Origin of the sequence: Vibrio sp. 1751, assembly GCF_033339895.1 — a bacterium.
In the GTDB taxonomy this organism is placed as follows: domain Bacteria; phylum Pseudomonadota; class Gammaproteobacteria; order Enterobacterales; family Vibrionaceae; genus Vibrio; species Vibrio alginolyticus.
In genome coordinates, this window is the sequence record NZ_JAWOVM010000006.1 from 58,992 (window position 1) to 85,543 (window position 26,552).

18 protein-coding genes and 1 riboswitch are annotated in these 26,552 nt (G+C 46.2%); of the genes, 8 read left to right on the top strand and 10 right to left on the bottom strand.

The window, feature by feature from the left end; genetic code table 11:
- Positions 1-89: 89 nt before the first annotated feature.
- Together glpK and R7041_RS04110 are read right to left on the bottom strand one after the other, a co-directional pair.
- Complete coding sequence (gene glpK, locus R7041_RS04105) at positions 90-1,607, bottom strand: glycerol kinase GlpK (protein ID WP_005380193.1); 1,518 nt, start codon at positions 1,605-1,607, stop codon at positions 90-92.
- A 59-nt stretch (positions 1,608-1,666) separates the two neighbouring features.
- Positions 1,667-2,521 (bottom strand): MIP/aquaporin family protein, encoded by an 855-nt coding sequence (locus tag R7041_RS04110; protein WP_005380195.1) that lies wholly within the window; start codon positions 2,519-2,521, stop codon positions 1,667-1,669.
- An 897-nt stretch (positions 2,522-3,418) separates the two neighbouring features.
- Between R7041_RS04110 and glpT the strand changes: the two genes are divergently transcribed.
- Both glpT and glpQ read left to right on the top strand, forming a co-directional pair.
- Positions 3,419-4,783: a glycerol-3-phosphate transporter gene (glpT, locus tag R7041_RS04115; protein ID WP_005380199.1), complete on the top strand. Its 1,365-nt coding sequence runs from the start codon at positions 3,419-3,421 to the stop codon at positions 4,781-4,783.
- Positions 4,784-4,839: 56 nt separating this feature from the next.
- On the top strand, positions 4,840-5,895 hold the full coding sequence (gene glpQ / locus R7041_RS04120) for a glycerophosphodiester phosphodiesterase (RefSeq protein WP_005380201.1): 1,056 nt from the start codon (positions 4,840-4,842) through the stop codon (positions 5,893-5,895).
- Between the two features lie 81 nt (positions 5,896-5,976).
- On the opposite strand, the gene dapD is transcribed toward glpQ, so the two are convergent.
- From dapD to R7041_RS04145, 5 genes are all read right to left on the bottom strand, one after another.
- Positions 5,977-7,008, bottom strand: coding sequence for a 2,3,4,5-tetrahydropyridine-2,6-dicarboxylate N-succinyltransferase (gene dapD / locus R7041_RS04125; RefSeq protein ID WP_017636007.1), 1,032 nt, complete (start codon positions 7,006-7,008; stop codon positions 5,977-5,979).
- 325 nt (positions 7,009-7,333) lie between these two features.
- Positions 7,334-8,317: a GGGtGRT protein gene (locus tag R7041_RS04130; protein ID WP_258512728.1), complete on the bottom strand. Its 984-nt coding sequence runs from the start codon at positions 8,315-8,317 to the stop codon at positions 7,334-7,336.
- A gap of 23 nt (positions 8,318-8,340) precedes the next feature.
- Positions 8,341-9,033, bottom strand: a complete 693-nt coding sequence (locus tag R7041_RS04135) for an iron-sulfur cluster assembly scaffold protein (RefSeq protein WP_005380206.1) — start codon at positions 9,031-9,033, stop codon at positions 8,341-8,343.
- Positions 9,034-9,165: 132 nt separating this feature from the next.
- Positions 9,166-9,241, bottom strand: a riboswitch (Fluoride riboswitch).
- Positions 9,242-9,397: 156 nt separating this feature from the next.
- Positions 9,398-9,697: a YebG family protein gene (locus R7041_RS04140; protein WP_005380208.1), complete on the bottom strand. Its 300-nt coding sequence runs from the start codon at positions 9,695-9,697 to the stop codon at positions 9,398-9,400.
- Between the two features lie 128 nt (positions 9,698-9,825).
- On the bottom strand, positions 9,826-10,752 hold the full coding sequence (locus R7041_RS04145) for a LysR substrate-binding domain-containing protein (protein WP_025768221.1): 927 nt from the start codon (positions 10,750-10,752) through the stop codon (positions 9,826-9,828).
- Positions 10,753-10,861: 109 nt separating this feature from the next.
- Between R7041_RS04145 and R7041_RS04150 the strand changes: the two genes are divergently transcribed.
- Entirely contained in the window at positions 10,862-11,836 is a 975-nt protein-coding gene (locus tag R7041_RS04150) for a TDT family transporter (RefSeq protein ID WP_017636010.1), read from the top strand.
- 75 nt (positions 11,837-11,911) lie between these two features.
- Here R7041_RS04150 and R7041_RS04155 read toward each other — a convergent pair whose 3' ends face one another.
- A complete protein-coding gene (locus R7041_RS04155; protein WP_318114608.1) occupies positions 11,912-13,735 on the bottom strand; it encodes a DUF3413 domain-containing protein in 1,824 nt (607 codons plus the stop codon).
- Positions 13,736-13,987: 252 nt separating this feature from the next.
- On the opposite strand from R7041_RS04155, the gene recC reads away from it, so the two are divergent.
- The 5 genes from recC to R7041_RS04180 all read left to right on the top strand — a co-directional run bounded on the left by recC (position 13,988) and on the right by R7041_RS04180 (position 24,557).
- Positions 13,988-17,479: an exodeoxyribonuclease V subunit gamma gene (recC, locus tag R7041_RS04160; RefSeq protein WP_258512726.1), complete on the top strand. Its 3,492-nt coding sequence runs from the start codon at positions 13,988-13,990 to the stop codon at positions 17,477-17,479.
- Between the two features lie 327 nt (positions 17,480-17,806).
- Positions 17,807-21,481, top strand: coding sequence for an exodeoxyribonuclease V subunit beta (gene recB, locus R7041_RS04165; RefSeq protein ID WP_064369108.1), 3,675 nt, complete (start codon positions 17,807-17,809; stop codon positions 21,479-21,481).
- Complete coding sequence (gene recD / locus R7041_RS04170; RefSeq protein ID WP_064368732.1) at positions 21,481-23,628, top strand: exodeoxyribonuclease V subunit alpha; 2,148 nt, start codon at positions 21,481-21,483, stop codon at positions 23,626-23,628. The genes recB and recD overlap by 1 nt, the downstream gene beginning before the upstream one ends.
- A gap of 156 nt (positions 23,629-23,784) precedes the next feature.
- Positions 23,785-24,159 (top strand): hypothetical protein, encoded by a 375-nt coding sequence (locus R7041_RS04175; RefSeq protein ID WP_206949388.1) that lies wholly within the window; start codon positions 23,785-23,787, stop codon positions 24,157-24,159.
- 26 nt (positions 24,160-24,185) lie between these two features.
- Positions 24,186-24,557 carry a hypothetical protein gene (locus tag R7041_RS04180; protein ID WP_064368730.1) on the top strand — a complete coding sequence of 124 codons (372 nt, stop codon included), beginning with the start codon at positions 24,186-24,188 and terminating at the stop codon, positions 24,555-24,557.
- Positions 24,558-24,605: 48 nt separating this feature from the next.
- Here R7041_RS04180 and R7041_RS04185 read toward each other — a convergent pair whose 3' ends face one another.
- Together R7041_RS04185 and argA are read right to left on the bottom strand one after the other, a co-directional pair.
- Entirely contained in the window at positions 24,606-24,794 is a 189-nt protein-coding gene (locus tag R7041_RS04185) for a hypothetical protein (protein WP_005380230.1), read from the bottom strand.
- A gap of 417 nt (positions 24,795-25,211) precedes the next feature.
- Complete coding sequence (argA, locus tag R7041_RS04190; protein ID WP_012841478.1) at positions 25,212-26,549, bottom strand: amino-acid N-acetyltransferase; 1,338 nt, start codon at positions 26,547-26,549, stop codon at positions 25,212-25,214.
- Positions 26,550-26,552 lie beyond the last annotated feature (3 nt).

Below are 26,552 nucleotides of genomic sequence, written 5' to 3' on the forward strand. Positions count from 1 at the left end.
TCGTTGTGAGAAGTAAGCGAGTTCAGGAATCGGGGATAAAGCGCAAAAAGAGCGCACAAATGGCGCTCTTTTTTCTTATGGAGATGAGATTAATCTTCTTCGTCGTGAAGTTCAGACCAGGTTTGTGCACATTTCACTGCACGCTTCCAACCCTTGTAACGACGATTGCGTTTTTCTTCATCATCGTGTGGCTCAAAGGTGCGATCAAGTACCGCTTTATTCTGCAACTCATCAATGCTATCCCAGTAACCAACTGCAAGGCCGGCAAGGTAGGCTGCACCAAGAGCGGTAACCTCAGTTACTTGAGGGCGGTGTACTTCTGTGTTCAATACATCGGATTGGAATTGCATGAGGAAGTTGTTCGCTACTGCACCACCATCGACGCGAAGGTTCGCAAGCTTAATGCCTGAGTCAGCTTGCATCGCATCCAGTACGTCACGAGTTTGATAAGCGATGCCTTCCAATGTTGCACGGATGATATGGTTTGAATTCACACCGCGAGTAAGGCCGACAATCGTGCCACGTGCGTAGGCATCCCAGTATGGTGCGCCTAAACCAGTAAATGCAGGCACGACATAAACGCCGTTTGATGTATCCACTTTTGTCGCGAAGTATTCAGAGTCTTCTGCACCGTTTAGGATTTTCAATTCATCGCGTAGCCATTGGATAGAAGCTCCACCCATGAATACGGCACCTTCAAGTGCATAAGCTGGTTCGCCTGCAGGACCACAAGCCAAAGTTGTTAGAAGACCATGTGTCGAAGTGACTTTTTCTTGGCCCGTATTCATTAGCAAGAAACAACCCGTACCGTAAGTGTTTTTCGCTTGACCCGCTTCAACACACATTTGGCCGTAAAGCGCCGCTTGTTGGTCACCTGCGATTCCAGAAATAGGAATACGAGTACCGCCTTTACCACCGATGTTGGTTTTACCGTAAATTTCCGATGAGCGCTTCACTTCTGGCATCATAGATGCTGGGATGCCAAGCTCATCTAACATTTTTTGATCCCAACATAGATCGTTGATGTTAAACAGCATGGTACGCGATGCGTTAGTGTAGTCGGTTACGTGAACGCGACCTTGAGTCATCTTCCAAACTAACCAAGTATCGACAGTACCAAACAACAGCTTACCTGCTTCTGCGTCTTCTCGTGCGCCTTCAACATTGTCCAGAATCCATTTAACTTTGGTACCGGAGAAGTAAGGGTCAAGCACCAAACCAGTGTTGTCACGTACATAGTTTTCGAGACCGCGTGCTTTTAAATCTTCACAGATATCAGCAGTACGGCGACATTGCCATACGATCGCATTGTAAACGGGTTTACCGGTTTCTTTGTTCCAGACGATGGTCGTTTCACGCTGGTTAGTAATACCGATAGCCGCTAATTGGTCGCTACGGATGCCAGACTTAGCTAGAGCTTCTACTAAGGTAGAGCTTTGTGTTGCCCAGATCTCCATTGGATCATGTTCAACCCAACCAGCTTCTGGATAAATCTGAGTAAATTCGCGTTGCGCGACGCTTACGATGTTCGCATCATGATCAAGAATCACAGCGCGAGAGCTTGTTGTACCTTGGTCTAGGGCAACAATGTATTTTTGCTCAGTCATGGTAAGAATCCTTTTGTTTCGTTATTTATATTTTAGTAAATGTTCGAGTTACGTCAGTTTTAAGCTCTAGCTTCTTCTGTTTCTTCTTCCGTCTCACATTGGTTTGGAATCGTACAACCGTGGCCTTGTTGTGGAAGGTAAGCTGCAATCGCTTTTGGATACAACCAACCACCAAAACACGCACCTGCAATCGGAGCAAGTAAAGGCACGATAAAGTAAGGAATGTCTTTAGCACCTGTCAGAGCGTAATCCCAACCTGCGAAGTAAGCGAACAGCTTCGGTCCAAAGTCACGAGCAGGGTTCATAGCAAAGCCTGTTAGTGGGCCAAGTGAACCACCGATGACGGCAATCAAAATACCGATCAATAGAGGGTTCATTGCGCCACGTGCCGCGCCGTTATTTTCATCGCCCAGAGCCAGAATCGCAAACATCAGTACAGCAGTGATAACGAATTCCACAGCAAAAGCACCAAAGAAAGAGAGAGAGGCATGCGGATAAGTCGAGAAGATACCAGCAGTTGCTAGTGCATCTTGGCTGCTGCGAACGAAGTTATGAGCGATTTCGTAGTCGGTGAAAAGGTTGCTGTATAAGCTGTATACCAATGCAGCAGAACAGAATGCCCCAAGCATTTGAGCGATAATGTATGGCACCACTTTCGCCTTATCAAAACCATGGAACATAGCAAGTGCGATGGTAACGGCAGGGTTGATGTGTGCACCAGAGACGCCAGCCGTACAGTAAATAGCGATGGCGACACCGAAGCCCCATACAATACTGATTTCCCATTGTCCAAATGATGCGCCTGTTAGAACTAAGGCTGCAACACAGCCTACGCCGAAGAAAATAAGTAGTCCTGTACCGATAAACTCGGCCAAACATTCTCCGAGCAGAGAGGGGTGTTTGTTCGTTGTCATGTTAAAAGTCCTTTGATCATTTTTGCCTGTCTAGCACGATACTATTGTGCATATATAAACGTTTGCGAAAACAAACGAGCGTTAAAAATGAGCGTTTGAGCATAAATTTGTTAATCAAAGTCTTCGTTTTTGTTAAATGGCGCATCTTTTAACCGGAAAAGAACACAACGAAAATAATTTATTTGTCACGAGGTCAGTGTTGAGAGCGCTCAAATTACCGATGTGAAAAAGAATGCACAACTGGTAAGAGGAGTTTTGTGAAGCTGCTACGTGCTTGGAGATTTATTACACAGAACTTGTGTAGCAGTTAACCCTAAAGGAGTAGGAGGATGTCAAATGTATCAAGGGCTAGCAGTGATATAAAAAAATACGCTGTCATGTTTGGACTTTTAGAAAAAATCGTCATCCCATTGATACCAATAGGATGAGTTGAGAAGAGAATAAACGCTGTTAATGTCTTGTGTTTGTGAATCATTGCTTCGGCTTGTATTCAAATAAAAATTGTTTTTTTTATTTCGTTTGATGCTAAACGTGATCGTTTTTCAGCTTTTTAGTTATTAGTTGGTTCGGAGCGAGTAGGGCAGGCGTAAATCGCCCTTTTTACGGTTAGTTTATGTTCTAATTCGAGCCTTTGTTTCAAAGGTTTCGAATTGGAATGCTCAAGTGAGAGGTTTGAATATCAGTTTCATATTAACGAATCTTGAGTAAAGTTGAACGATGATCTAATTAATGCTCATATAATTTACTGTATTTACTTATATTTAATCCATGTGCAACATTTGTCACAGAAATAAAATCCTAACTCCATACAATTCATGAACTTTCGAACGAAGATTTATTTTGTTTCGTTCGCTCCTTTTGTGTTTTTACCATCGCATACAAAATAATGAGGTTCCTATGTTTGGAATATTCAAACCTAAGGCGCACATTGATCGTCTGTCCCCTGGCAGCATCGATAGCACCTACTCTCGCCTCCGTTGGCAACTCTTTATCGGTATCTTTGTTGGCTACGCCGGTTACTATCTAGTTCGTAAAAACTTCAGTTTGGCGATGCCTTATCTTATCGAGCAAGGCTTTAGCCGCGGAGACTTAGGTGTCGCCTTGGCAGCTGTTTCCATTGCATATGGTCTCTCTAAGTTTCTAATGGGCAGCGTTTCAGACCGCTCCAACCCTCGCTATTTCCTTAGTGGCGGCCTATTGATGTCTGCATTAGTGATGTTTTGCTTTGGCTTTATGCCATGGGCGACTGGTAGCGTCACTGCGATGTTCATTTTGCTTTTCTTGAACGGTTGGTTCCAAGGGATGGGGTGGCCTGCTTGTGGCCGAACCATGGTGCACTGGTGGTCACGTAAAGAGCGTGGTGAGATCGTTTCGGTTTGGAACGTGGCGCACAACGTGGGTGGCGGTTTGATTGGTCCACTATTTATTCTTGGCCTATGGGCATTTAACGATGATTGGCGCACTGCATTTTATGTTCCTGCATTTTTCGCCACGTTGGTTGCTGTGTTTGTTTGGATGACGGTTCGCGATACCCCTCAGTCTTGTGGTCTGCCTCCTATTGAAGAATACAAAGACGATTACCCAGATGACTATGACAAGTCCCATGAACAAGAAATGACAGCGAAGGAAATCTTCTTCAAATACGTCTTCAACAACAAACTTCTTTGGTCGATTGCAATTGCAAACGCATTTGTTTACCTAATTCGTTACGGCGTACTGGACTGGGCACCTGTTTACCTAAAAGAAGCGAAGGATTTCTCGGTAGATAAATCGTCATGGGCTTATTTCTTATACGAATGGGCTGGCATTCCCGGAACACTATTGTGTGGTTGGATCTCTGACAAATTGTTCAAAGGTCGTCGTGCACCTGCTGGTATCTTATTTATGGTGTTAGTGACAGTTGCAGTGATGGTTTATTGGTTTAACCCTGCGGGCAACCCAACAGTAGATATGATGGCGCTTATTGCAATTGGCTTCCTAATCTATGGTCCGGTTATGCTGATCGGTTTGTACGCACTTGAACTCGCTCCGAAGAAAGCCGCAGGTACTGCCGCTGGTCTTACTGGTTTGTTTGGATACCTGGGTGGGGCAGTTGCCGCAAACGCGATTTTGGGCTACACCGTAGACCACTTTGGCTGGGATGGTGGCTTTATCATCTTAGTGGGTTCTTGTATTACTTCTATCGTGTGTTTGATGTACGCCTTCTTAGGTGAGCGTGCGCACCACGAGCAAAAAGAGCGCGAGAAGGAAGCGCTAGCGTAATATTTATTTAAAGAGGCAGTGGAATACTGCCTCTTCGCTTTATCAAGGAAATAACAATGAAAACAAAGTCAGTATGTCTTACTTTTTTAGCACTTAGCCTTTCTGCTGGTGCGATTGCGAAGCCGCTTGTCATTGCGCACCGTGGTGCATCGGGCTACTTGCCTGAGCACACGCTAGAAGCCAAAGCACTTGCTTACGCAATGAAACCTGACTACATAGAGCAAGATGTGGTAATGACGAAAGACGACCAGTTGGTCGTGTTGCATGACCATTATCTCGATCGCGTAACGGATGTTGCGGAGCGTTTTCCTGATCGTGCACGTAAAGATGGTCGTTATTACGCGATTGATTTCACTCTGGCGGAAATCAAATCCTTGCGAGTTACCGAAGGGTTCAACATCGATGAGAAAGGCAACAAAGTAGCGGGCTATCCAACCCGATTCCCTATGTGGAAATCTGATTTCACCGTGCCGACGTTTGCTGAAGAGATTGAGCTGATCCAAGGCTTAAACAAAACGCTGGGTTATGACATCGGTATTTACCCAGAAATTAAAGCGCCTTGGTTCCATCGTCATGAAGGTAAGGACATTTCTAAAGCAGTACTTAAAGTCTTGAAGCAGTACGGTTACGGCTCTCAAGACGACAAAGTCTACCTTCAGTGTTTTGATGCGAATGAACTTCAACGCATCAACAGTGAACTCATGCCTGCAATGGACATGGACTTAAAGCTCGTTCAGCTTATGGCTTACACGGACTGGAACGAAACTATGGTGTACAAAGGCGACAAGGCAACACCATACAGTTATGACTGGATGTTCGAAGCCGACGGAATGAAGAAAGTAGCGAGTTACGCGGAAGGAATTGGACCTTGGAAGCCGATGCTGGTGGATGATAAGTCAACCAAAGACAATATCATCATCAAGCCGTTGATGAAGGCTGCAAAAGACGCTGGCTTGCAAGTGCATCCATACACGTTCCGCGCCGATCCAGGACGCATTCCAGCGTACACTGACAGCTTTGAAGGCATGATGGATGTGTACTACAACCAAGTAAAAGTGGATGGTTTGTTTACTGATTTCCCAGATAAAGCGGTCAGCTTTTTAAATCAGTAATCACGCATTTTGCTGTAAGCTAAAAAATCCCCCAACAGTTTCCTGCTGGGGGATTTTTCGTAGGGCTAATTCACGAATGAATTAGTTGTTTTTATGCAGTTCGCTGTTCAGTTCAACCGCGCTCTTGTTTGCAAGACACTCGATTTGACCTGTTACAGAGTTACGACGGAACAGTAGGTCAGAAACACCAGCAAGATCGCGGGCTTTCACAACTTCTACTTCTTGGCCTTCAGAATCTAGCATGCGCACTTTAGAACCAGCAGTTACGTACAGACCTGATTCGATAGTACAACGGTCACCCATTGGGAAGCCAAGACCTGCGTTCGCGCCTAGTAGAGAGTTTTCACCGATAGAAACCACAACTTTACCGCCGCCAGATAGCGTACCCATGATAGATGCGCCGCCGCCGATGTCAGAGCCGTTACCAACCACTACGCCAGCAGAGATACGACCTTCAACCATGCTCACGCCTGTTGTACCCGCGTTGAAGTTGATGAAGCCTTCGTGCATTACCGTTGTGCCTTCGCCAACGTGTGCGCCAAGACGTACGCGAGAAGTGTCAGCGATACGAACGCCAGTTGGTACCACGTAGTCCACCATTTTAGGGAACTTGTCTACGCAATCTACGCTTAGTGCACGACCCGCTAGGCGAGCTTCGATTTGACGCTCTGCTAGTTCAGGTAGGTCGATTGGACCTTCATTAGTCCATGCGATGTTGTGTAGTAGACCGAAGATACCGTCTAGTACCGTACCGTGTGGTTGAACTAGGCGATTAGAGATAAGTTGAAGTTTTAGGAAACCTTCAGCAACGCTTTGTGGCTGCTCGTCAGTTGCAAGGATAACCAGTACAAGTGGTTGTGCTGATTCTGCTGCTTTTGCTGCGAAAGAAGCGTTTGCCGCATCGCCGTTTGCTTCAAATGCTGCTGCCAGTTCTGCGCTTTGTGCTGCAGAGATCTCGATAGCTTGGTTGCCTTGCTCATAACCTGCTACTGCTGCTAGTGCGTTAACAAGCGCTTCGCTTGGGTTAAGAACTGGGTTTGGGAAAAACGCTTCGATGATTTTGCCGTCGCGGTTTTTAGTTGCCGTACCAAAGGCTAGAGAGAAGAAAGCCATAGTTGATCTCCATGTGTTGAGTCTTGTGTCTCGTCTGTTCACTGACAAGAAATAATTAAGTTGTCGGTCATCATAAAGAGAGTGTTGGGGAGTTTAAAGAGGGGAAATGGAGAAAGTCCGTAGATGGATACCTTTTGTCTTTTTAGAGATATGTTTGTCTGATGAGAAATGTGTCGCAAAAGCCTTATCAGGCCGATTTTGGGCAGAGACACAGTGAAGTGGGAGAAGGGAGCATCGCAAAAAAATAAGGGGAGGACCGAAGTCACTCTCCCTACACTGGGTTTGTTGGATTTACTGACTTTGGATAGTAAAGCGATAAATCGACTTAGAGGCTTAGCTCACCGACCTCTACTGCAAGTGCAACCGTTGCCCCTACCATTGGATTGTTGCCCATACCGATGAAGCCCATCATCGCTACGTGTGCTGGTACTGAAGAGCTACCCGCGAATTGCGCATCGGCGTGCATGCGACCCAAGGTATCTGTCATGCCGTAAGAGGCAGGACCTGCCGCCACGTTGTCTGGGTGTAGAGTACGACCAGTACCACCACCTGATGCCACAGAGAAGTAAGGCATGCCTTCACGGTTACGTTCTGCTTTGTAGATGCCTGCTACAGGGTGTTGGAAGCGAGTCGGGTTGGTTGAGTTACCAGTGATGCTCACATCCACTTGTTCTTTATGCATGATAGCCACGCCTTCACGCACATCGTCTGCACCGTAGCAAAGGATCTCACCACGTGGACCTTGGGAGAAACGGCGACGTTCTACTTCCACTAACTCACCAGTTTGGTAGTTGTACTGAGTGCGTACGTAAGTGAAACCATTGATGCGTGAGATTAGGTAAGCGGCGTCTTTACCCAAGCCATTTAGGATAACTTTCAACGGATTTTTGCGTGATTTGTTCACGTTCAATGCGATTTTGATTGCGCCTTCTGCCGCTGCGAATGACTCATGGCCAGCAAGGAAAGCAAAACAGCCACTTTCTTCATTCAGTAGGCGAGCCGCCAATGCACCGTGACCGATACCCACTTGGCGTTGCTCTGCCACGCTGCCGGGTTTAGTGCACGCCTGAAGACCTTCACCGATGATGTTTGCAGCTTCTTCTGCTGTTTTTGCTCCGCGGAAAATCGCCAAAGCCGTACCCAGTGTGTAGGCATCGGCCGCGCTTTCGAACGCGATAGGTTGAGTGTCCATCACTAGTGCTTTAGGGTCGATACCACGATCCATACAGTATTGGTAAGCCTCTTCCGGAGAAGAAAGTTGCATTTCGTCTAATGTGCGACGTACAGATTCAGTAATTGGAGTGTTCATAATCTCTTTCCTCTTGGTGGCAATTATTGTTGGCGTGGGTTGATGGTCGTTACGGCTTCGTCAAAACGACCGTAAGTCCCCGTTGCTTTGTCTGCGGCTTCTGCTGCAGATACGCCTTCGTTGATGGCTTTCATCATCTTGCCTAGGTTGAGATATTGGTAACCAATCACTTCTTTGTTTTCGTCTAGCGCGAGTTTTGTTACGTAGCCTTCTGCTAACTCCATGTAACGCACGCCTTTTGCTTTAGTTGAGTAACTAGTACCCACTTGGCTACGTTGAGTTTGACCAAGGTCTTCCAATGCCGCACCAATTTCCAAGCCACCTTCAGAGAAAGCAGATTGAGTACGACCGTAAACAAATTGAAGGAAGATTTCGCGCATCGCGACGTTGATAGCATCACATACCAAGTCGGTATTCAGTGCTTCCAGAATGGTTTTGCCTGTTAGAATTTCTGCGGCCATCGCGGCTGATTGAGTCATGCCTGAACAGCCGATCGTTTCGATCAAAGCTTCTTCGATGATGCCGTTTTTGATGTTAAGAGTCAGTTTTGCTGCACCTTGTTGAGGAGCACAAGCGCCAACGCCGTGGCTAAGACCAGAAATCGCGATAACGTCTTTTGGATTGATCATTGCGCCTTCAACAGGGATCGGTGCAGATGCATGAAGATCGCCGCGTTGAATCGGGCACATTGATTGGATTTCGTGTGAATATTGCATAATGTTTTCCCAGTGTATTTTTAATTTTTGAGAAAACAGGAGCGGGGTTGGAGAAGAGTTGAATTGCTCACTACAGAACTCTCGCTTTCACAACATAAGCGAAAGCACTTCCAACAGGGCTGACCTGTTTTCGTTTCTGTAGGAGTCATTAGCTTTAACAGCGGTTCGAATCTTTCGATTCCGGTGGTACCCCATCACCGAACCCATTTAGACTAGATCTAAGTCACACTAATCTGCAACATGAAATTTAGAGCAATTTGGGATATTAAATCGGTTCTTTATATTCTCAGAGATATATGGAGATAAACGGAAGGAATAAAAAAACGCCGCATAATGCGACGTTTTTTCTAAACAAATGAGAGGCTTATGCAGCGTCTTCTTGCTCGCTATCTTCTTCAACAGCTTCAAGCTTCTTTGCTTTTTTTGGTGCAGGTTTACGTTTTGCACCCAGAGCGTAAAGCACTTCTTCTTTGTTTTGCGCAAGGAACATTGCAAGATCTTCTTGCTTACCTTCGTCTTCTAGAAGTTCACTTTTACCCAGCAGTGAGAATAACTCGTCTGCCATATCCAGCATTTTGTCGTATGCGTCAGCTTCCGCTTTAGAGGTAAAAGTCATTTTCTCTTCTCCATTGCGTTCTACCACGTACTTGACGATTACAGCCATGGTTGGTCCCCTAATTTGGTGTATTGATACTGGCTTTTTATACAGTTTTTGACCAATCAAGTCTAGCGACAAGCCTCAGAATGAGAGACACGTACAACTAACTGACTAGCATTTAAACTATCTTGGTTTCACTTTGCGGATTTGTCCGCCAAAGGAAGGTTTGTTGGTCGCTCCCAATCTTGGCAAAATTCGATAAACGTTTTGAGCAATGGGCTTTGATATTTCTCTTTATGAACCAGTAACCAGAAGCGACGTTTCATATCTAAAGGCATGTCGAGCAGTTTTACGCGGCCGTCACGAATAGCAGGTTCTGCAGACAAACGTGACAAGCAACCTAAGCCTAACCCTGCCGATACTGAGTTGATCAGCGCTTCGGTGGTATTGAGCTGAAAAGCTTCATGCCAATGTTCCAAGCGCGGCGCGACAACGCGCATAAAAAATTCGCGTGAACCAGATCCTGCCTCTCGCAATATCCATTCACTGTTTTCTAGCTCGGTTAAGTTTACTGGCCCTTCGTGCGCGGCTGGGTAATCGGGCGCGCAAATCACGCACATTTCATCTTCGCTAAACTGGGTAGACTGCAATTCAGGGTGAAGTGTTTTGCCCTCAATGAGGGCTATGTCTAACTCGTAATCGGTCAGCATGTCGCAGATTTGTGCGGAGTTAGAAATGAACAGGCTTTGAGAACGATGGTTCGTTTGCTGACGAAATTCGCTAAGCAAATAGGGCGCGACTTGGTTGCCAATGGTGTCGCTGGCACCAATGCGAAGTTGGCCCGATAGCGCTTGGTCACCATCGAAAATGCTCTCGATGTCTTTGGCTCGGTTGAGTAACTCATCCGCCAGTGGTAGCAGTTTTTGACCTTCTTGGTTCAAAATCAGTCGGTTATTAACACGATCAAACAAGTGATGGCCGATCTGTTTTTCTAATTCTGAGAGTGCCATGCTCACTGCGGCTTTCGATAAAAAGAGACTATCAGAAGCTGCTGTGAGCGTTTTGTGCTGCGTGATCGTCGTAAACACTTTCAGTTGTTTAAGAGAAATGTGACTTGCCATACCCCACCGTTAAGTAATTCTGAACGTTTGTTTTAAATAATTAGATATATCGGAACGAAGTGCAAGCGTATTATACGTCCCATCAAGAGTGAGTCTGGTTGAGGTCATTATGATTCAAAGAACAAAAGCAAAAGTAATGGGAGCACCAACTCCAATGGCGGGTTTGGCTCTTGGTATTGCAAGCTTGGGCTGGAGTTGGGAGAACTTCGCCGAATTACATGGCTACGGACAGTGGATTAGTGCGGGTATCGCGAGCATATTATTGGCTATATTGGCAACCAAGTTTTTGCTACATAATCATCTATTGAGACAAGATCTTGCTCATCCGGTTGTGGGCAGCGTGGTTCCGACATTTGCGATGGGAACCATGGTGGTTTCAAATTCTCTCGGCCATTTTTACCCATTAGCTGGCGATGCGCTTTGGCTGATTGCGGTGGTTTTGCACATCGTGTTCTTGGTGAGCTTTGTTTACCATCGCGCCAAAGATTTTGAATTGCACCACATGGTTCCTAGTTGGTTTGTACCGCCTGTGGGTATTATCGTTGCGGATGTGTCTTTCTCTGGCAACCCGATGTTAGCACCAGTGGCACAAGGTGCATTGATGTTTGGTATGGTGGCGTACGCGATCATGTTGCCGATGATGATTTACCGTTTCATGTTCACCCATGAAATTCCGGATGCAGCGAAACCAACAATGGCAATCATGGCAGCGCCAGCAAGTCTATCATTGGCAGGGTACTTAACGGTCACTGCGACACCATCACCAGTGATCATCGCTATGCTATTTGGTATCGCGGTATTGATGACAGCCATCATTTACCTCGCATTCTTTAAATTGCTTAGACTGCCATTTAGCCCAGGCTATGCGGCGTTCACTTTCCCGATGGTGATCGGTGCGACGGCGCTGTTTAAAATGGCGAATTGGATGGAGTTGCAAGGATTGGCTGCGCACTATGTTCAACAAGTGCGAGGCTTAGCTGGTCTTGAGTTGATTGTGGCAACATTTGTTGTCTCTTATGTGGCTTTACAATACATCAACAACTTATTGATTCAGCCACGCTTGATGCACGCTCATCACGCTTAAATAGCAGATAGGAAAAAGCCTCTTGGTCTTACAACCAAGAGGCTTTTTTATTTCAATCGGCGTCGATGTTGGACACTAGCCTTTTTTGTAAAATCGCGACATCTCATCCAGAGAATGACGAATGATATCGACAGGAACTTTCTGTTCTTTCTCGACTTTTAACTGGCGATTCAGTTGCTGAGAGTGCCCGCCAGGGTTTACCACAAGCATCAGTTCTTTGCCGACCAATGCATAGTTGTAGTAGCTGCCTGCAATATACCAATCGCGAGAGGCAAAGCTATCAAACAAGTTATGACCAACGCTGTATGAACTCGTTGTGCCTTGAACGTCAAACAGCGTATTCATCATGGTTGGCACGACGTCAAAATGGGTCGTGCGGTAATCAACTTGCTCTGGCTGACGATTTGGCATGTACACGTAAAGAGGCACATGCACTTGAACGTCACTGTAATTACCCGTGTGGCCCCAATAGTTCATCTTATGGTCGTTAAACTCTTCACCATGATCTGATGAAATCACCACAATGGTGTTGTCTAAGTCGACGTTTTTCAGCACATCACCAATCAAGCTGTCGATGTAGTACAACGAGTTCTTGTATCGATTGTGGTAAAGCGAAGCGTCAAAATCGTTGTTGAGCAAAATGTGGTCAACGCGTTCCCAGTATGGTTTGAATTTCGCAAATTCAGGTTCAGGAAACACCGTGCCGTGGGCGGCATCGTAGAACAGAAAACCAAAGTACGGCTTGTCGCTGTCCTGCTTTTGGAACTCGATGAACTTGTCTGTTATCTGCTGATCGCGCTCGACAGCTGTTTCCCCAGTTTGTTTCAGGGTCAAGTCCGACACTTTTTTGAATACCGTGCGAGAGAGTGGCGGACTGGTGAGCGGTGCTGAGCCAAAAATGCCCATGCGGTAGCCTTCTGCTTGCAGCGTATCCATAAAAACAGGAGAGCGTTGACTTGCGTAAAAGCTTTCCCAGTAGGTCGCTGGCAAGCTGTAAAACAGGCTGAAAATACCCGCTTGAGTTGAGTTGCCGCCGCTCATATGTTGTGTGAAATTCACCGTTTTTTCGGCGAACTTGCTGACATTTGGCATGACTTCCGGCGTCGCATCACTGTAGCGCCACGCGTCAACCAAGATAAACAAGACATTGGGCTGTTTCTCTTTGCTTTGCACTTGAATCGGCGCAAGCGGGTAGTTGAGTGAGCTACGTTCAATGTTGGTTAACTCTACGCGGTTCTTCGATGCAATGCTCTCATCCACTAGGTCGTGTTTGTAAATAAATTTACGAGCCGTCAGCGGGTAGTAAAGTGGCCAGTTATTCGAAAACTGACTGACTTCATCTTCGTAAAGGGCATTTTTGTACGCATGAATCATCTGTGTGCTGAGCAATACAGCAAACCAGACGCTGATCAAAACGAACTTAGCTCGGCTTTGTGCCAGTTTATTACTTACCCAAACGGTACAGGCGAGCCCGATCACCAGAACGGTAACTTCACTGACGAAGATAAGCCAACTCATCCACGAAATATCGAAGACATCACCGCCACCTTCGAAAAACATACGGATTAATAGAGCGTTGATGTGAAGTTTGTATTGCTGAAAAACGAGGATATCGACTTTAAACATGATCAATAGACAGATCGCGATAGCGATCACGATGCCTTTGAATACTCGAGTCGGTAGAAAAGAGAGCAATAAACTCAACAACATAAATGGAAGAGCGATCAAGCCCAGCCAGCCATATTGAGTCGAAACCAAATAGTAACCTTGCAACAAGGTTAGCAGTTCATTCTGATTGTTAGACAACACAAAAGGATAACAAGCGATCGACAGGTACACTGCAAAGCAAGCAAAAAAAGCAATCAGCCAAGCGCTGTTGGAAGACAGTTTGCGAAACATACTTTTTGTTTGTTTATAAATTATGGGTAGAGGGAGTATAAAACAGTGTTTTTTATTATGGAATAGTTGCGACGAATGTCACATTTTGTATGGAAGTGTCAGACTTGATTGACATGTGAAAATTCAGAAGATTCATACTCTATTTGAGTGATATATAACCTTTTGTTTTTTCCGAACGCGAGATCACTGCGGGTTTAAATGGGGCTGTGCTAAGCTAGCTAACAGTTTCAATCGGCGCTCGGTATTCCCAATTTGTTTACTGTTTATCACTCCAACCAAGTTGACGTTCTTAAATCACTCCTTGTCGAACTGATTCGAATCAGTCCGCTGGAAAACCCGTTCGAAAAAGAACAAATTCTGGTTCAAAGTCCGGGCATGTCCCAGTGGCTAAAAATGGAATTGGCCAAAGAGTTTGGTGTTGCCGCGAACATTGATTTTCCGCTTCCTGCTACCTTCATTTGGGAAATGTTTACGCAGGTGTTGCCAGACGTGCCAAAACGCAGTGCGTTTAACAAAGAAGCGATGACTTGGAAGTTGATGCATCTGCTGCCGGGGCTTCTCAACCAAGACGTGTTTTCGCCGTTAGCGCAGTACCTCAAAGATGACAGTGATCACTCTAAGCTGTATCAACTGGCTGAGAAAATTGCCGATATTTTCGATGGTTACTTGGTGTATCGTCCGGAGTGGATCGCAAGTTGGGAAGCAGGGCAGAGTGTGCCAGAGCTGGAAGATGAGCATCCGTGGCAGCCGATCTTATGGCAAGCGTTGTATGATCACACTGTGTCATTAGGGCAGTCTCCTTATCACCGTGCCAACCTTTATGAGCACTTTATCGACACGTTAGAGAGTTTTAACGGCAATTTTGACCATTTACCCAAGCGTTTGTTTGTTTTTGGCATTTCTTCGTTGCCGCCTCGCTATATGGATGCGCTAAAAGCAATTGGTGAACACATCGACGTGCATCTGATGTTCACTAACCCTTGTCGTTATTATTGGGGTGAAGTTCGAGATCGCAAATATCTGGCTCGTTTGGCGGCGAAACATCGTCAGCACGTTGTGTGGCAGGACGATCACTCGGAAGTGCAAGGTGAAACTGAGCAACTGAAAGGATCACTGGAAGATAATGTGATCGATGAGCTGCACACCGATGTGGTCGGAAACAGTCTGTTGGCATCCATGGGTAAACTCGGGCGCGACAATATGTATCTGTTGTCTCAGCTGGAATCTCATGAAATTGAAGCCTTTGTTGATGTTGAGCGCGACAGTCTGCTCCATCAATTGCAAGCGGATATTCTCAATCTTGAAGAACATCAAGATGACCAACAGATTGAAAACAGTCATCACAAACAAGTGGTTAGCTTGGGTGATAAATCACTGAGCCTACACGCTTGTCACAGCCCGATGCGTGAAGTGGAAGTGCTGCATGATCAACTATTGGCGATGTTCGATGCTGACCCAACGTTAAAACCGCGCGATATTATCGTGATGGTCGCGGACATCAACGCTTACAGCCCTGCGATTCAGGCGGTCTTTGGTAACGCGCCGGGTGAGCGTTTTATTCCATATTCGATTTCTGACCGAACCGCCGATCAAGAGAGCCCAATTCTGGCCGCATTTATGCAGTTGGTGAACTTACCCAATACGCGCTGTTTGGCATCAGAACTACTCGAACTTCTGGAAACTCCAGCGATATTAAAGCGTTTTGAACTCAGCGAAGATGATTTTTTACAAGCCAAACAATGGGTTGAGGAATCGGGGATTCGCTGGGGATTGGATGCCAATACCGGACGCGAATTTGAACTGCCGGAAACCCGTCAAAACACATGGCAATTTGGTATTCAACGCATGTTGCTTGGCTACGCGATGCCAGAATCCGCAGGTTTGTTTGAAACCGAGCAAGGCAGTTTGTCTCCGTACAACGAAGTGCAAGGCATGGGCGCAGAGCTGGCGGGCAAGTTGGCACACTTTATTCAACAAATTAGCACTTATCGAAGCAAACTTTCTCATGTTCAGACTATTGATGGTTGGCGAGAGACTTTGGTTTCACTGCTGGATGACTTCTTCTCAGTTGAGTTAGAAGGCGAAATGGCGCTCAAATCCATTCGCGATACGCTCAGCCAACTCAAAGAGCAATTAGCTGATGCCGCATTTGATGATGCGTTATCTCCGTCGATCATCAGCCAATACCTTCAAAACAAATTATCTGGCACACGAGTCAGCCAGCGCTTCCTGGCTGGTCAAGTGAACTTTTGTACCCTGATGCCGATGCGCTCTATTCCGTTTAGAACCGTTTGCCTACTGGGGATGAATGACGGCGTGTACCCACGCTCCATGCCGCCAGAAGGCTTTGACTTGATGACGGGAAGAACCAAACCGGGCGACCGTTCGCGCCGAGATGATGACCGTTACCTATTCCTCGAAGCAATGTTATCGGCACAGCAAACGCTCTACATCAGTTATGTTGGCCGTTCAATCCAAGACAATACCGAGCGAGTGCCTTCGGTTCTGGTTTCTGAGCTGATGGAATACTGCCACCAGAACTATTGTTTAAGTGGTGATGAAGCGTTGCCCGTTGATGAGTCTGGCGACAACTTATTAAATGCGTTGGTGAATACCCACGCCATGGTGCCGTTTAGCCCAAGTGCGTTCCAAGGCATGCACGCCAGCTACGCGAAAGAGTGGATTCCAGCGGCATTGACTCAAAGTAGTCAATCGCAAGGCTATGTTCGTCGTGATTTTAATCGGGCATTAGACGACTATCTGTTAGGAGCGACGTTCCCACTTGAGCTCGACTTAGTCGAGTTGCAACGTTTCTGGCGCTTACCTGTGCAGTATTTTTTCAATCGTCGTTTAAAAGTAATCTTTGAACCGCCACTGCCGGTGATGGAAGACGACGAACCCTTTGTTTTAGGTGGTTTGGAAAGCTATCAAATGCGTGATGAGCTGTTAGAAACCTTGCTTGAAACGACATTGATGCAGCCAGAGAAAAAAACAGAGGTGCTTAAACACTTTATGAGTCAACAGCGCGCGCAAGGCAAACTGCCGGTGGGGGCGTTTGGTTATATCGAGTTTGAAACCAACCGAGTTCAGGCGGAAGAGCTGGTGGACAAACTGGCGTTTTTATCTGGTGCGCCTCAAGACGATTTGGAAATCGACCTGACGTTTGACTCTTTGTTTGAGCGAAATGAAGGCGAAGAGAAAAACGTTCGCCTGACTGGTTGGCTGACTCAATGCTACCAATCCGGTTTGATTCGCTACCGAAGCGGTAAGATTCGAGCGCAAGATTACCTTGCAGCGTGGATCGATCACCTTGCCATGTCGGCGTCGGGTTATGCCAAGAAAACTCATCTGATTGGCTACGATCGTAAAGAAGGCGCGCTGCATTTGATCTACCCAGAAATTGCCGATGCTCAGTATGCCAAACAGCTACTGACTGAATTAGTTCGCTTATTCTTCGAAGGCATGACTAAGCCTTTGCCTTATTTCCCGAAAACGGCGTTGGCTTGTGTTGAAGCGGGCTTTAGCCGCGGTCAGTGGGTCGATGACGAAGAGAAATCTTTGAAGAAAATGGCTGACGCATTCAATGATGGCTTCATGAGCCCGGGCGAAGGCAGTAATGCGTACATCTCTCGAATTTGGCCTGCTTGGAATGATGAGTTGGCCTCAGAAGTTCGTTTGCTGACAGCATTAGTACTGCAAGGTGCGCGCTTAGCGGTTCAAGACGCTGATGATGTAAAAGCGTAATAAAGACAGCTGGATAAAGAGAAGGAAGAGTAGGGTGGCCGCCAGAAAATCATTATTTTTTGTAGGGCGTTCGCTGTACGGCCACAAGGTCAGAGGGACCATGATACTTTTGTTTAATTCATTTGAGTTGTGCCGCCAAAAAGGTTTGGCTTATCTCGTGGGGCGCATACTAACGGTACGTCTTATGGATAACCGTGAGAAAGATCTCACAAAGCTCTAAATTATCCAACTTGTTAAACATATTAATAGAATTTTTAACTATAGATCACATTTATTAGGTGATACGTCCTAGTAAATAATCCGGAGAGATTCAGCGTTATGGATCAAATGTCAGGTGCAGAGTGTCCTCTACATACGTTAGACCGCACAGAGCAACCTCAACCAACGCCACTAGAACCGATGACGTTTCCTCTGCACGGTGCGAGGTTAATCGAGGCATCAGCAGGTACAGGTAAAACCTTCACTATTGCAGGTTTATATCTGCGTCTTTTGCTTGGTCATGGCAGCGCGGAAACTCGACATCGCGTACCACTTACGGTCGACCAAATTCTGGTTGTAACCTTTACCGAAGCGGCAACTGCGGAATTACGCGATCGTATCAGGGCAAGAATCCATGATGCGCGAATCGCGTTTGCGCGTGGACAGAGTTCCGACCCGGTGATCCAACCTTTGCTTAATGAGTTTGACGATCACAAGCAAGCCGCAGAAATTTTATTGCAGGCAGAGCGTCAGATGGACGAGGCGGCGGTCTACACCATTCACGGTTTTTGCCAACGTATGCTAACGCAAAATGCGTTTGAATCTGGCAGCCGATTTAATAACGAGTTTGTGACCGATGAAAGTCACCTAAAAGCGCAAGTTGTAGCCGATTACTGGCGCCGCAATTTCTACCCGTTGCCATTTACCTTGGCTGGAGAAATTCGCCAGCTATGGGGCTCTCCATCTGCGTTATTGTCTGACATCAGCAATTACTTAACTGGTGCGCCGTTAAGCCTTTCTGTTCCGGCAATGAAAGGCAGTTTGGCTGATCTTCATACTGAAAATTTGAAAAAAATTGATGAATTAAAAGCACAGTGGCGAGAAAGCCAAGATGACTTCTTAACGCTAATTTCAGGTTCAGATATTAACAAACGCAGCTACACCAAAAAGTCTCTGCCGACGTGGTTGGAGGCGGTAAACGCTTGGGCGGCAACGGAAACTACAGGTTACGATTATCCAGACAAGCTGGAGAAGTTCGCGCAAAACGTCTTGTTGGAAAAAACACCGAAAGGCAGTGCGCCGCAGCATGCGGTATTTGAAGCCATTGAAACATTTCTTACCAACCCAATCAGCTTAAAAGCGCCACTGCTTGCTCATGCAATTGAACATTGTCGTGTGATGCTGGCTAACGCGAAAAATCAAAAACAGTGGCTCTCTTTTGATGATTTGCTGACGCAACTTTCTGCTTCTATCGATACGGACGAAAGCGAGCTTTTAGCGGCGCGTATTCGTACTTTGTATCCTGTCGCAATGATTGACGAGTTCCAAGATACCGACCCGCTTCAATACAGTATTTTCAGCCGTATTTATCTGAACAACCCAGAATGTGGTTTGTTTATGATCGGTGACCCCAAGCAGGCGATTTATGGCTTTCGTGGCGCAGACATTTTCACTTACATCAAAGCGCGTAACCAAGTAAGTGCCCACTACACGTTAGGAACCAACTGGCGTTCTAGCGCAGATATGGTGCAGGCGGTAAACCAAGTATTTGCTTTGCCTGATAGTCCATTTATCTATGATTCGGACATTCCGTTTTTACCCGTTAAGTACAGTCCCAATGCCGAAAAACGCATTTGGACTATGGGTGGCCAAAAGCAACCAGCGCTGACTTATTGGTTGCAAGAAGCGGACGATAAACCGCTACCAAAAGGCGAGTATTTGACTCGAATGGCAGAGGCGACCGCAAGCCAAATCCAAACCATTTTGACGCAGGCTCAACAGGGGCAAGCGTGTCTGGTGAATGGCGAAAAACAGAAAGCGGTTCAAGCGGGCGATATCGCGGTGTTGGTTCGAACAGGTAGTGAAGGTCGAATGGTCAAACAAGCGCTGGCAGACCAAGGCATTGCCAGCGTGTATCTGTCTAACCGAGACAGTGTGTTTACCAGTTCGGTGGCGCAGGATTTACAGCGTTTGCTGCAAGCGGTGCTGACTCCAGAAAATGACCGTGCGCTGCGTGCAAGTCTTGCTTCTGAGCTGTTTGCCCTCGACGCAGCAAGTTTGGATGCACTTAATAACGATGAAGTGGTGTGGGAAAACGCCGTAAACGAATTCAAAGAATATCGCAAACTTTGGGTTCAACGTGGTGTGCTGCCGATGTTGCGCGCGGTGATCAGCAAACGCCATATTGCCGAGCGATTACTAGAAGAAGGTGCTAGTTCACAGGGTGAGAATGGTGAGCGAGTACTTACCGATTTAATGCACATCGGTGAACTGCTTCAACAAGCCAGTAATGAACTGGATAGCGACCACGGTCTGCTGCGTTGGCTCGCTCAGTCTATCAGTGATGCGGAAAACGGTTTGGGTGGCAGTGATGACCAAATCCAACGTTTAGAATCGGAACGTAACTTAGTGCAGATCGTAACTATTCACAAATCAAAAGGCTTGGAGTATGACCTCGTGTTTCTGCCGTTTGTGTTCAGCTATCGAGAAGCCAGTGAAGCCAAATATTACGATGCAGCCAATGACCGCACGGTACTGGATATCACTGGCAACGATGCGTCCATGAAGCAAGCGGATAAAGAGCGTTTGGCGGAAGACTTACGCTTGATATACGTGGCGTTAACGCGTGCTGTGTATGCGTGTTTTATTGGAGCCTCGCCTTTGCGCAATGGCCGTTCGACCAAAGAGCCAACCGGCGTACACCGCAGTGCGATTGGCTATTTGATTCAAAATGGTCAAGAAGGTGGCATTAACGATTTGTACCAAGGTTTAACAAAGCAACAAGACGAGCTTGATTGTGTCGTTGTGGCCGATCCGCCGCAGCAACTCGAAGAGAAGTACGTAGCGCCACAAGAAGAAATACACGATCTTAGCGCGAAAGAGCTGCAAAACCCTATCGATAGAAACTGGCGCATCACCAGTTATTCTGGCTTGGTCAAGCAAGGCTCTCATCACGCCGAGCATGATGCCACGATTGAGATTACGGGTTTTGATATCGACTCATCTGAAGAACAAGACGAAGCGGATTTGGTGGAGCCAGAGCGTTCTATTTTTACCTTCCCTCGTGGTGCGCGTCCGGGTACGTTCCTGCACAGCCTGTTTGAGGAAATTGAATTTACTCAGCCAGCCACGACGGAAGAGAATACACAAATCATCCTTGGTTTGATGGAAAGCGAACAGCTCGATGAAGAGTGGTTACCCATTTTACAGCAATTGATTGATACCGTACTCGCAACGCCGTTGGATGGTAAGTCTTTGCTGCTGAATCAAAAAGCACCGTCGCAACGTTTGGTGGAGATGGAATTTTTGCTGCCGATTGAAGTTTTGTCTGCACCGGCGTTAAACCGAGTCATTCAACGTCACGATCCGTTGTCGGCGAAAGCGGGGGATTTAGGTTTCCAAACCGTGCAAGGTATACTCAAAGGTTTTATCGACTTGGTGTTTGAACATCAAGGTAAATACTACGTGCTTGACTGGAAATCGAATCATCTTGGCGACGATGTGACGAGCTACCATGGTGAGGCTCTGAAATCGGCGATGGCGGATCACCGCTACGATTTGCAGTATCAGATTTATGCGTTAGCACTGCATCGTTTCCTAAGCAGCCGATTGGCGAATTATCAATATGATCATCACTTCGGTGGCGTGTATTACTTGTTCTTGCGCGGCATGGATGGGCAGAGTGACCACGGCATTTTTGCCGCGAAACCAACCTTAGACTTCTTACAAGAGATGGATCGTTTGATTGATGGTCAAGTACTTGAAACGCGCTCAACTCAAGCCGGGCAGATGGAGCTACTTTAATGACGACAAATCACAATCTTCATTCTGGCCAAGATAGTCTATTGGTAGTGCTGGAACGCTTGGCGCACAAAGGCGCTATTCGTCAGCTCGACTACCAATTCGCCTGTTTTATTGATTCTCAAACGCATGATGAACAGTCGGATAGCCAAGCAATGGCGTTTATCGCTGGTGTTGTCAGTAGTGAGCTTGGCAAAGGACATATCTGCCTGTCTCTGTTCGATGCACAAGGGCAATCTACGGATTTAGCCAGTAAGCTAGGGCTGTTTGGTGAGTCGGCATTGGCGCTCAACACACAGCTACAAGTCATAGACTGGATAGAACTATTACAAAATTCCAGCTTGGTCGGCGCGCAAGGAGAAGCCTTGCCGTTGATGTTCGATGGCGAGCGTCTGTATCTGCACCGCTATTGGCATTATGAAGTGACTCTGGCGGAAAAGCTTAATCACTTGGGCGCCGCAGTTAACTTGCAACCACAAGAGTTTGCGCGATTATCCGAGTTGCTCAACCATTTATTTGCACGCCAATACCATTTTCTGTTTAACGCGTTAGGCAAAGCAGTAGAAGCGGGAAGCAGCAACCAAGTGTTGCGTCAACAATTGGTGTGTGACCACCTTGATGTGGTCGCAAGCGAATCGTTGGATTGGCACGCCATTGATTCCGTGCTTAGCAATGCGCGCAAGGTTCAGGATTTGCAGCAACTGGATGAGCTGGTGCCACTTTCTGCTTGTGTGAACTGGCAAAAAGTCGCGGCGGCGGTTGCGTTAACTCGTCGATTTGCTGTGATTTCTGGTGGTCCTGGTACGGGTAAAACGACGACAGTAACCAAATTGCTTGCTGCTTTAATTGAACAGGCGACGCACGAGAAAAATCTAACCATCAAGCTGGTGGCCCCAACGGGGAAAGCGGCGGCGCGATTAACCGAGTCCATTGGTAAAGCAGTGCAAGAACTGCCAGTTTCTCCGGAGCTAAAAGTCAAAATTCCGACTGAATCGAGTACCTTACATCGATTGCTTGGCGCGATTCCTAATAGCGCAGAATTTCGTCACAACAAGCAAAATCCACTGCATTTGGATATTTTAGTTATCGACGAAGCGTCGATGGTTGATTTACCAATGATGTACAAAGTGGTCGATGCCTTACCGAAGCATGCGCGGCTGATTTTGTTAGGTGATAAAGACCAACTTGCCTCAGTTGAAGCAGGGGCTGTGTTGGGTGATATCTGTTCGTTCCATGCATTGGGTTATGGCAAAGAGCAGGCGTCAGCCATCGCAAAACTGACAGGTTTCGATACTTTAGCCCATACGGGGAACAGTGCCTCCAGCATTGCCGATAGCTTATGTATGCTGCAAAAGAGCTACCGATTTGACGCTCGCTCAGGCATTGGTCAGTTGGCAAAAGCGGTTAACTCAGGTTCTGCTGCGAGCGTAGATAGCGTCTGGGCGCGTGACTTTTCCGATATCGAACATTTCGCACTAAGTAGTCAACATTACAACCAAATGATGCAGACGTTGGTGCAGGAATACGGTCGTTACCTCAAACGCATTGGACAACAGGAAACTGATCCTAAAACCGGAGAGCCAGAGTCGCTAACGCACAAAGCCAAAGCGGCGTTAGATACCTTCAACCAATGCCGACTGCTGTGCGCGATCCGTGAAGGTGACTTCGGTGTGGCTGGGCTAAACCAACGCATCGAGAAAGCGCTCGCGGCGCGCAAGTTCATTCAAGTTCAGGATGAAATTTGGTACCACGGCAGACCCGTCATGGTTACGCGTAATGATCACGGTTTAGGTTTGTATAACGGTGATATTGGTATTTGCATGCGAGATGACACTGAAGAAGAACCGCGTTTGAAAGTCTTTTTTGAGTTACCTGACGGCAGTGTGAAATCGGTCTTACCGAGCCGAGTACCTGAACATGAAACGGCTTACGCCATGACCATCCATAAATCGCAAGGCAGTGAATTTGATTACACCCTGATGATTTTGCCACCAGACTTTAGTCCGATATTAACCCGTGAGTTGATTTACACAGGCATTACCCGCGCGAAAAAGCGTTTAGCTCTTTACGCCGAACTTAATGTTCTTAAGCGAGGCATTAAGGTGAAAACGACTCGCGCGAGTGGGTTAGTAAAGCGGCTTACGAATTAATTTTTACTTGTGATTGTGACATTTTCGAAGATGATTTTTTGTGGCGGGTCTTATATTTGCCATTTCGTTTTCATGCAAAATGGATTGTTATTGAGTAAGGCTCTTTCTTAGCGATATATTTCTCCTTTCTCATTCACATATCAAAGGTAGCTGAATATGGGATTGCTCGACTCGTCTTTTCTAACCTTCTTTATCGCCGGAGGAGGCGCGTTTTTATGGTTCGTTATTATCGGAGCAATTTTTATATTTTTTATACCACTAAAGATGAAGCGGTTTGCTTTTAATCTGAAACATTATTCAGAAGTAGAGTTAGCTTTAGTCTCGGGTTTTCATTTTGGTGCTTTAGTACATGGTGTAGGCTTAGTTGCGGCGGTCGCTTTACCAACTTTAGCGAGGAGAAGGGGCTTTGCTGATATTCATCAAGTTTGCTCCGGTCTATTCATCGGAATTTGCCGTATTTATATAAGCGTTTTATTGCTTCTAGCTATGATCACTTTAGGCTCAATGGTGGTTTGGATGTCTATTACTTGAGAGCTGGAATAGAAGGTCGGTGAAGTTTGCAGTTATTAGAAGTTTCTTTTATTACATTTTTTTTTGCAGGTGCTTTGTTAGTTTTTTGGTACCTGATAGTAGGTATTTGGCTTATTGTTATCACGCCGCAAAAAGTAAAGCACTATGCGTATACTAGTGAGCACTATACAGATATTGAGCTTGCTTTAGTTTCTGGATTTCACTTTGGGGCCTTAATACATGGATTAGCTCTTGTTGCCGCAGTTGCATTTCCTAAGTTGGCCAAAAAAAGAAAGCTAACAGATATTCGTAGAGTTTGCCCAAAGTGGTTCATAAGTATTGGGCTAGTGTACTGGACTATTTTAATCTTTATCGTAGTCACTATTTTTGCATCTTTGTTAGCTATGATTTTGTTTTGAATTAATTACGTACGTAAAAGAAGACCGAGCTTATGGCTCGGTCTTCTTTTATGCATGTTTTGCAAACGCATTGGTAAACGACACGCTGCGTATTTTGTATTGCTGTTGATAAGCAAGAATAAAATCTCGGATAGCGTCATTTACGGGGAAAACACAGTGGACGTCTAGGCCTTCTAAAAACTGATTGTCAGCCATATCCCAGAAGCTTTGAAGCGAATTACAAATGATTGTTCTCATAACAGTGCTCGTCTCGGCTTATTTAAAGTCAGATTAACAACTGTCCTTGGTGTGCAATACGGAGCTAACTAGTTTTTCAATTGCCCAGTATTTTAGGGTGAAGGCTACATTACATCACCTAGATCCATTCGTATTGGTTAAAAACCAATCACTAGCGAGCAGAGTATAGCCAACCAAATGTATATTTAAAAGATAAAATTGGAATAAAAATCAAGCAATGGTTTGCGCATTTCTAAGTTGGGTTTACATGATGACCCGCTAGTCCGGAGTAGGGTTTATGTGTGGCCTTACTCCTAAACAAACTCGTTCCTAAACAAGCTCGATGTGCAGGGTTGAGCGTTAATGAACTGAATCCTGCCCTTTGAGGTTAGTTGGTATAGTGGAACGTTAAGTTTCGCTCCCTGATTTAAGGTTAAGCTATAAATCTAACGCTAAGATTTTGGACTTACGCTGGAAGTTATATAACCCTTGTTTGGCTCCAGGCAAATAGTCGACACTGACTTCGTAAAAACCTTGCTCTCTAAACCAATGCAAACTGTGTGTCGTGAGGACAAAAATTTGATCAATGGTCTCGGATTTAGAACGATGTTTCATGTAGTTGAGCAGTAACAAACCTCGGTTTCCATCACGATAGTCAGGGTGAATCGCTACGCAAGCCATCTCAGCTTTGCGCTCTTCTGGGTATGGATAAAGGGCAGCACAGCCAATAATCAAGCCGTCTTTTTCGATGATGGTAAATTTTCCAATCTCTTGCTCTAGCTGCTCTCGAGAGCGCCTAACGAGTACACCTTGTTCTTCTAAAGGGCGAATGAGGTCTAAGATACCGCCAATATCGTCAATATTAGCTTGCCTCACTTGTTCAGCACTCGCCATAACAACTTGGGTACCGATACCGTCGAAAGAGAACAACTCCTGAATTAAGGCGCCATCTACTTTATAACTGATCAAGTGGCTACGAGGTACTCCGGCACGGCAAGCGGCAATAGAGCCTTTAAGAAAGCGCAGTGTCCCAGTGTTGTAATCTAGGTCAGGAGACGTATTTTCAGAGAGTGTTTTGATGACATGCTCCGCTTCAATTGGCAGTAACTCGGCGACAGCATTGCCGTTGTCATCAATGACACCTTGTTCGGAGCAAAAACCAATCAGCTTATCCGCACCCAGCTTTATCGCTAGTTGGGTGGCGACTTCTTCCGATAATAAATTGAAGCACTCGCCAGTCACAGAGCTCGCAATGGGGCCAAGTAGCACAATAGAGCCTTGGTCGAGCGTGCGATTAATCGCGTCGGTGTCAATGCGGCGAATACGTCCACTATGGCAATAGTCCACACCATCATCAACGCCGAGTGGTTGGGCAATGATGTAGTTTCCGCTAACGACATTGAGCTGGGTACCTGCCATCGGAGTATTGTTGAGGCTCATTGATAGGCGCGCAGTAATCGCAAGCTGAAGTTGTCCGGCAGCTTGCATAACAACAGATAAAGCCGATTCATCCGTAATGCGGATATTTTTGTGGTAAGGCGTAGTGAGGTCTTGTTTTTCTAGCAGCTGATTAATTTGAGGACGTGCACCATACACCACCACGACTTTGATTCCGAGGCTGTGCATGAGGGCGATATCATTAATAATGTTGCCAAAATTTTTGTGTGCGACGGCTTCTCCGCCCAGCATGATCACCATGGTTTTTCCGCGGTGAGCATTGACATAAGGTGTTGATTGACGGAATCCTTTTACGAGAGCAGTACTACGAATTTTCACTAC

What these genes read in the sequence shown, in the direction of transcription:
- glpK (WP_005380193.1), bottom strand. Translation starts at nt 1,607, where the DNA reads ATGACTGAGCAAAAATACATTGTTGCCCTAGACCAAGGTACAACAAGC.
- R7041_RS04110 (WP_005380195.1), bottom strand. Translation starts at nt 2,521, where the DNA reads ATGACAACGAACAAACACCCCTCTCTGCTCGGAGAATGTTTGGCCGAG.
- glpT (WP_005380199.1), top strand. Translation starts at nt 3,419, where the DNA reads ATGTTTGGAATATTCAAACCTAAGGCGCACATTGATCGTCTGTCCCCT.
- glpQ (WP_005380201.1), top strand. Translation starts at nt 4,840, where the DNA reads ATGAAAACAAAGTCAGTATGTCTTACTTTTTTAGCACTTAGCCTTTCT.
- dapD (WP_017636007.1), bottom strand. Translation starts at nt 7,008, where the DNA reads ATGGCTTTCTTCTCTCTAGCCTTTGGTACGGCAACTAAAAACCGCGAC.
- R7041_RS04130 (WP_258512728.1), bottom strand. Translation starts at nt 8,317, where the DNA reads ATGAACACTCCAATTACTGAATCTGTACGTCGCACATTAGACGAAATG.
- R7041_RS04135 (WP_005380206.1), bottom strand. Translation starts at nt 9,033, where the DNA reads ATGCAATATTCACACGAAATCCAATCAATGTGCCCGATTCAACGCGGC.
- R7041_RS04140 (WP_005380208.1), bottom strand. Translation starts at nt 9,697, where the DNA reads ATGGCTGTAATCGTCAAGTACGTGGTAGAACGCAATGGAGAAGAGAAA.
- R7041_RS04145 (WP_025768221.1), bottom strand. Translation starts at nt 10,752, where the DNA reads ATGGCAAGTCACATTTCTCTTAAACAACTGAAAGTGTTTACGACGATC.
- R7041_RS04150 (WP_017636010.1), top strand. Translation starts at nt 10,862, where the DNA reads ATGATTCAAAGAACAAAAGCAAAAGTAATGGGAGCACCAACTCCAATG.
- R7041_RS04155 (WP_318114608.1), bottom strand. Translation starts at nt 13,735, where the DNA reads ATGTTTCGCAAACTGTCTTCCAACAGCGCTTGGCTGATTGCTTTTTTT.
- recB (WP_064369108.1), top strand. Translation starts at nt 17,807, where the DNA reads ATGTCAGGTGCAGAGTGTCCTCTACATACGTTAGACCGCACAGAGCAA.
- recD (WP_064368732.1), top strand. Translation starts at nt 21,481, where the DNA reads ATGACGACAAATCACAATCTTCATTCTGGCCAAGATAGTCTATTGGTA.
- R7041_RS04175 (WP_206949388.1), top strand. Translation starts at nt 23,785, where the DNA reads ATGGGATTGCTCGACTCGTCTTTTCTAACCTTCTTTATCGCCGGAGGA.
- R7041_RS04185 (WP_005380230.1), bottom strand. Translation starts at nt 24,794, where the DNA reads ATGAGAACAATCATTTGTAATTCGCTTCAAAGCTTCTGGGATATGGCT.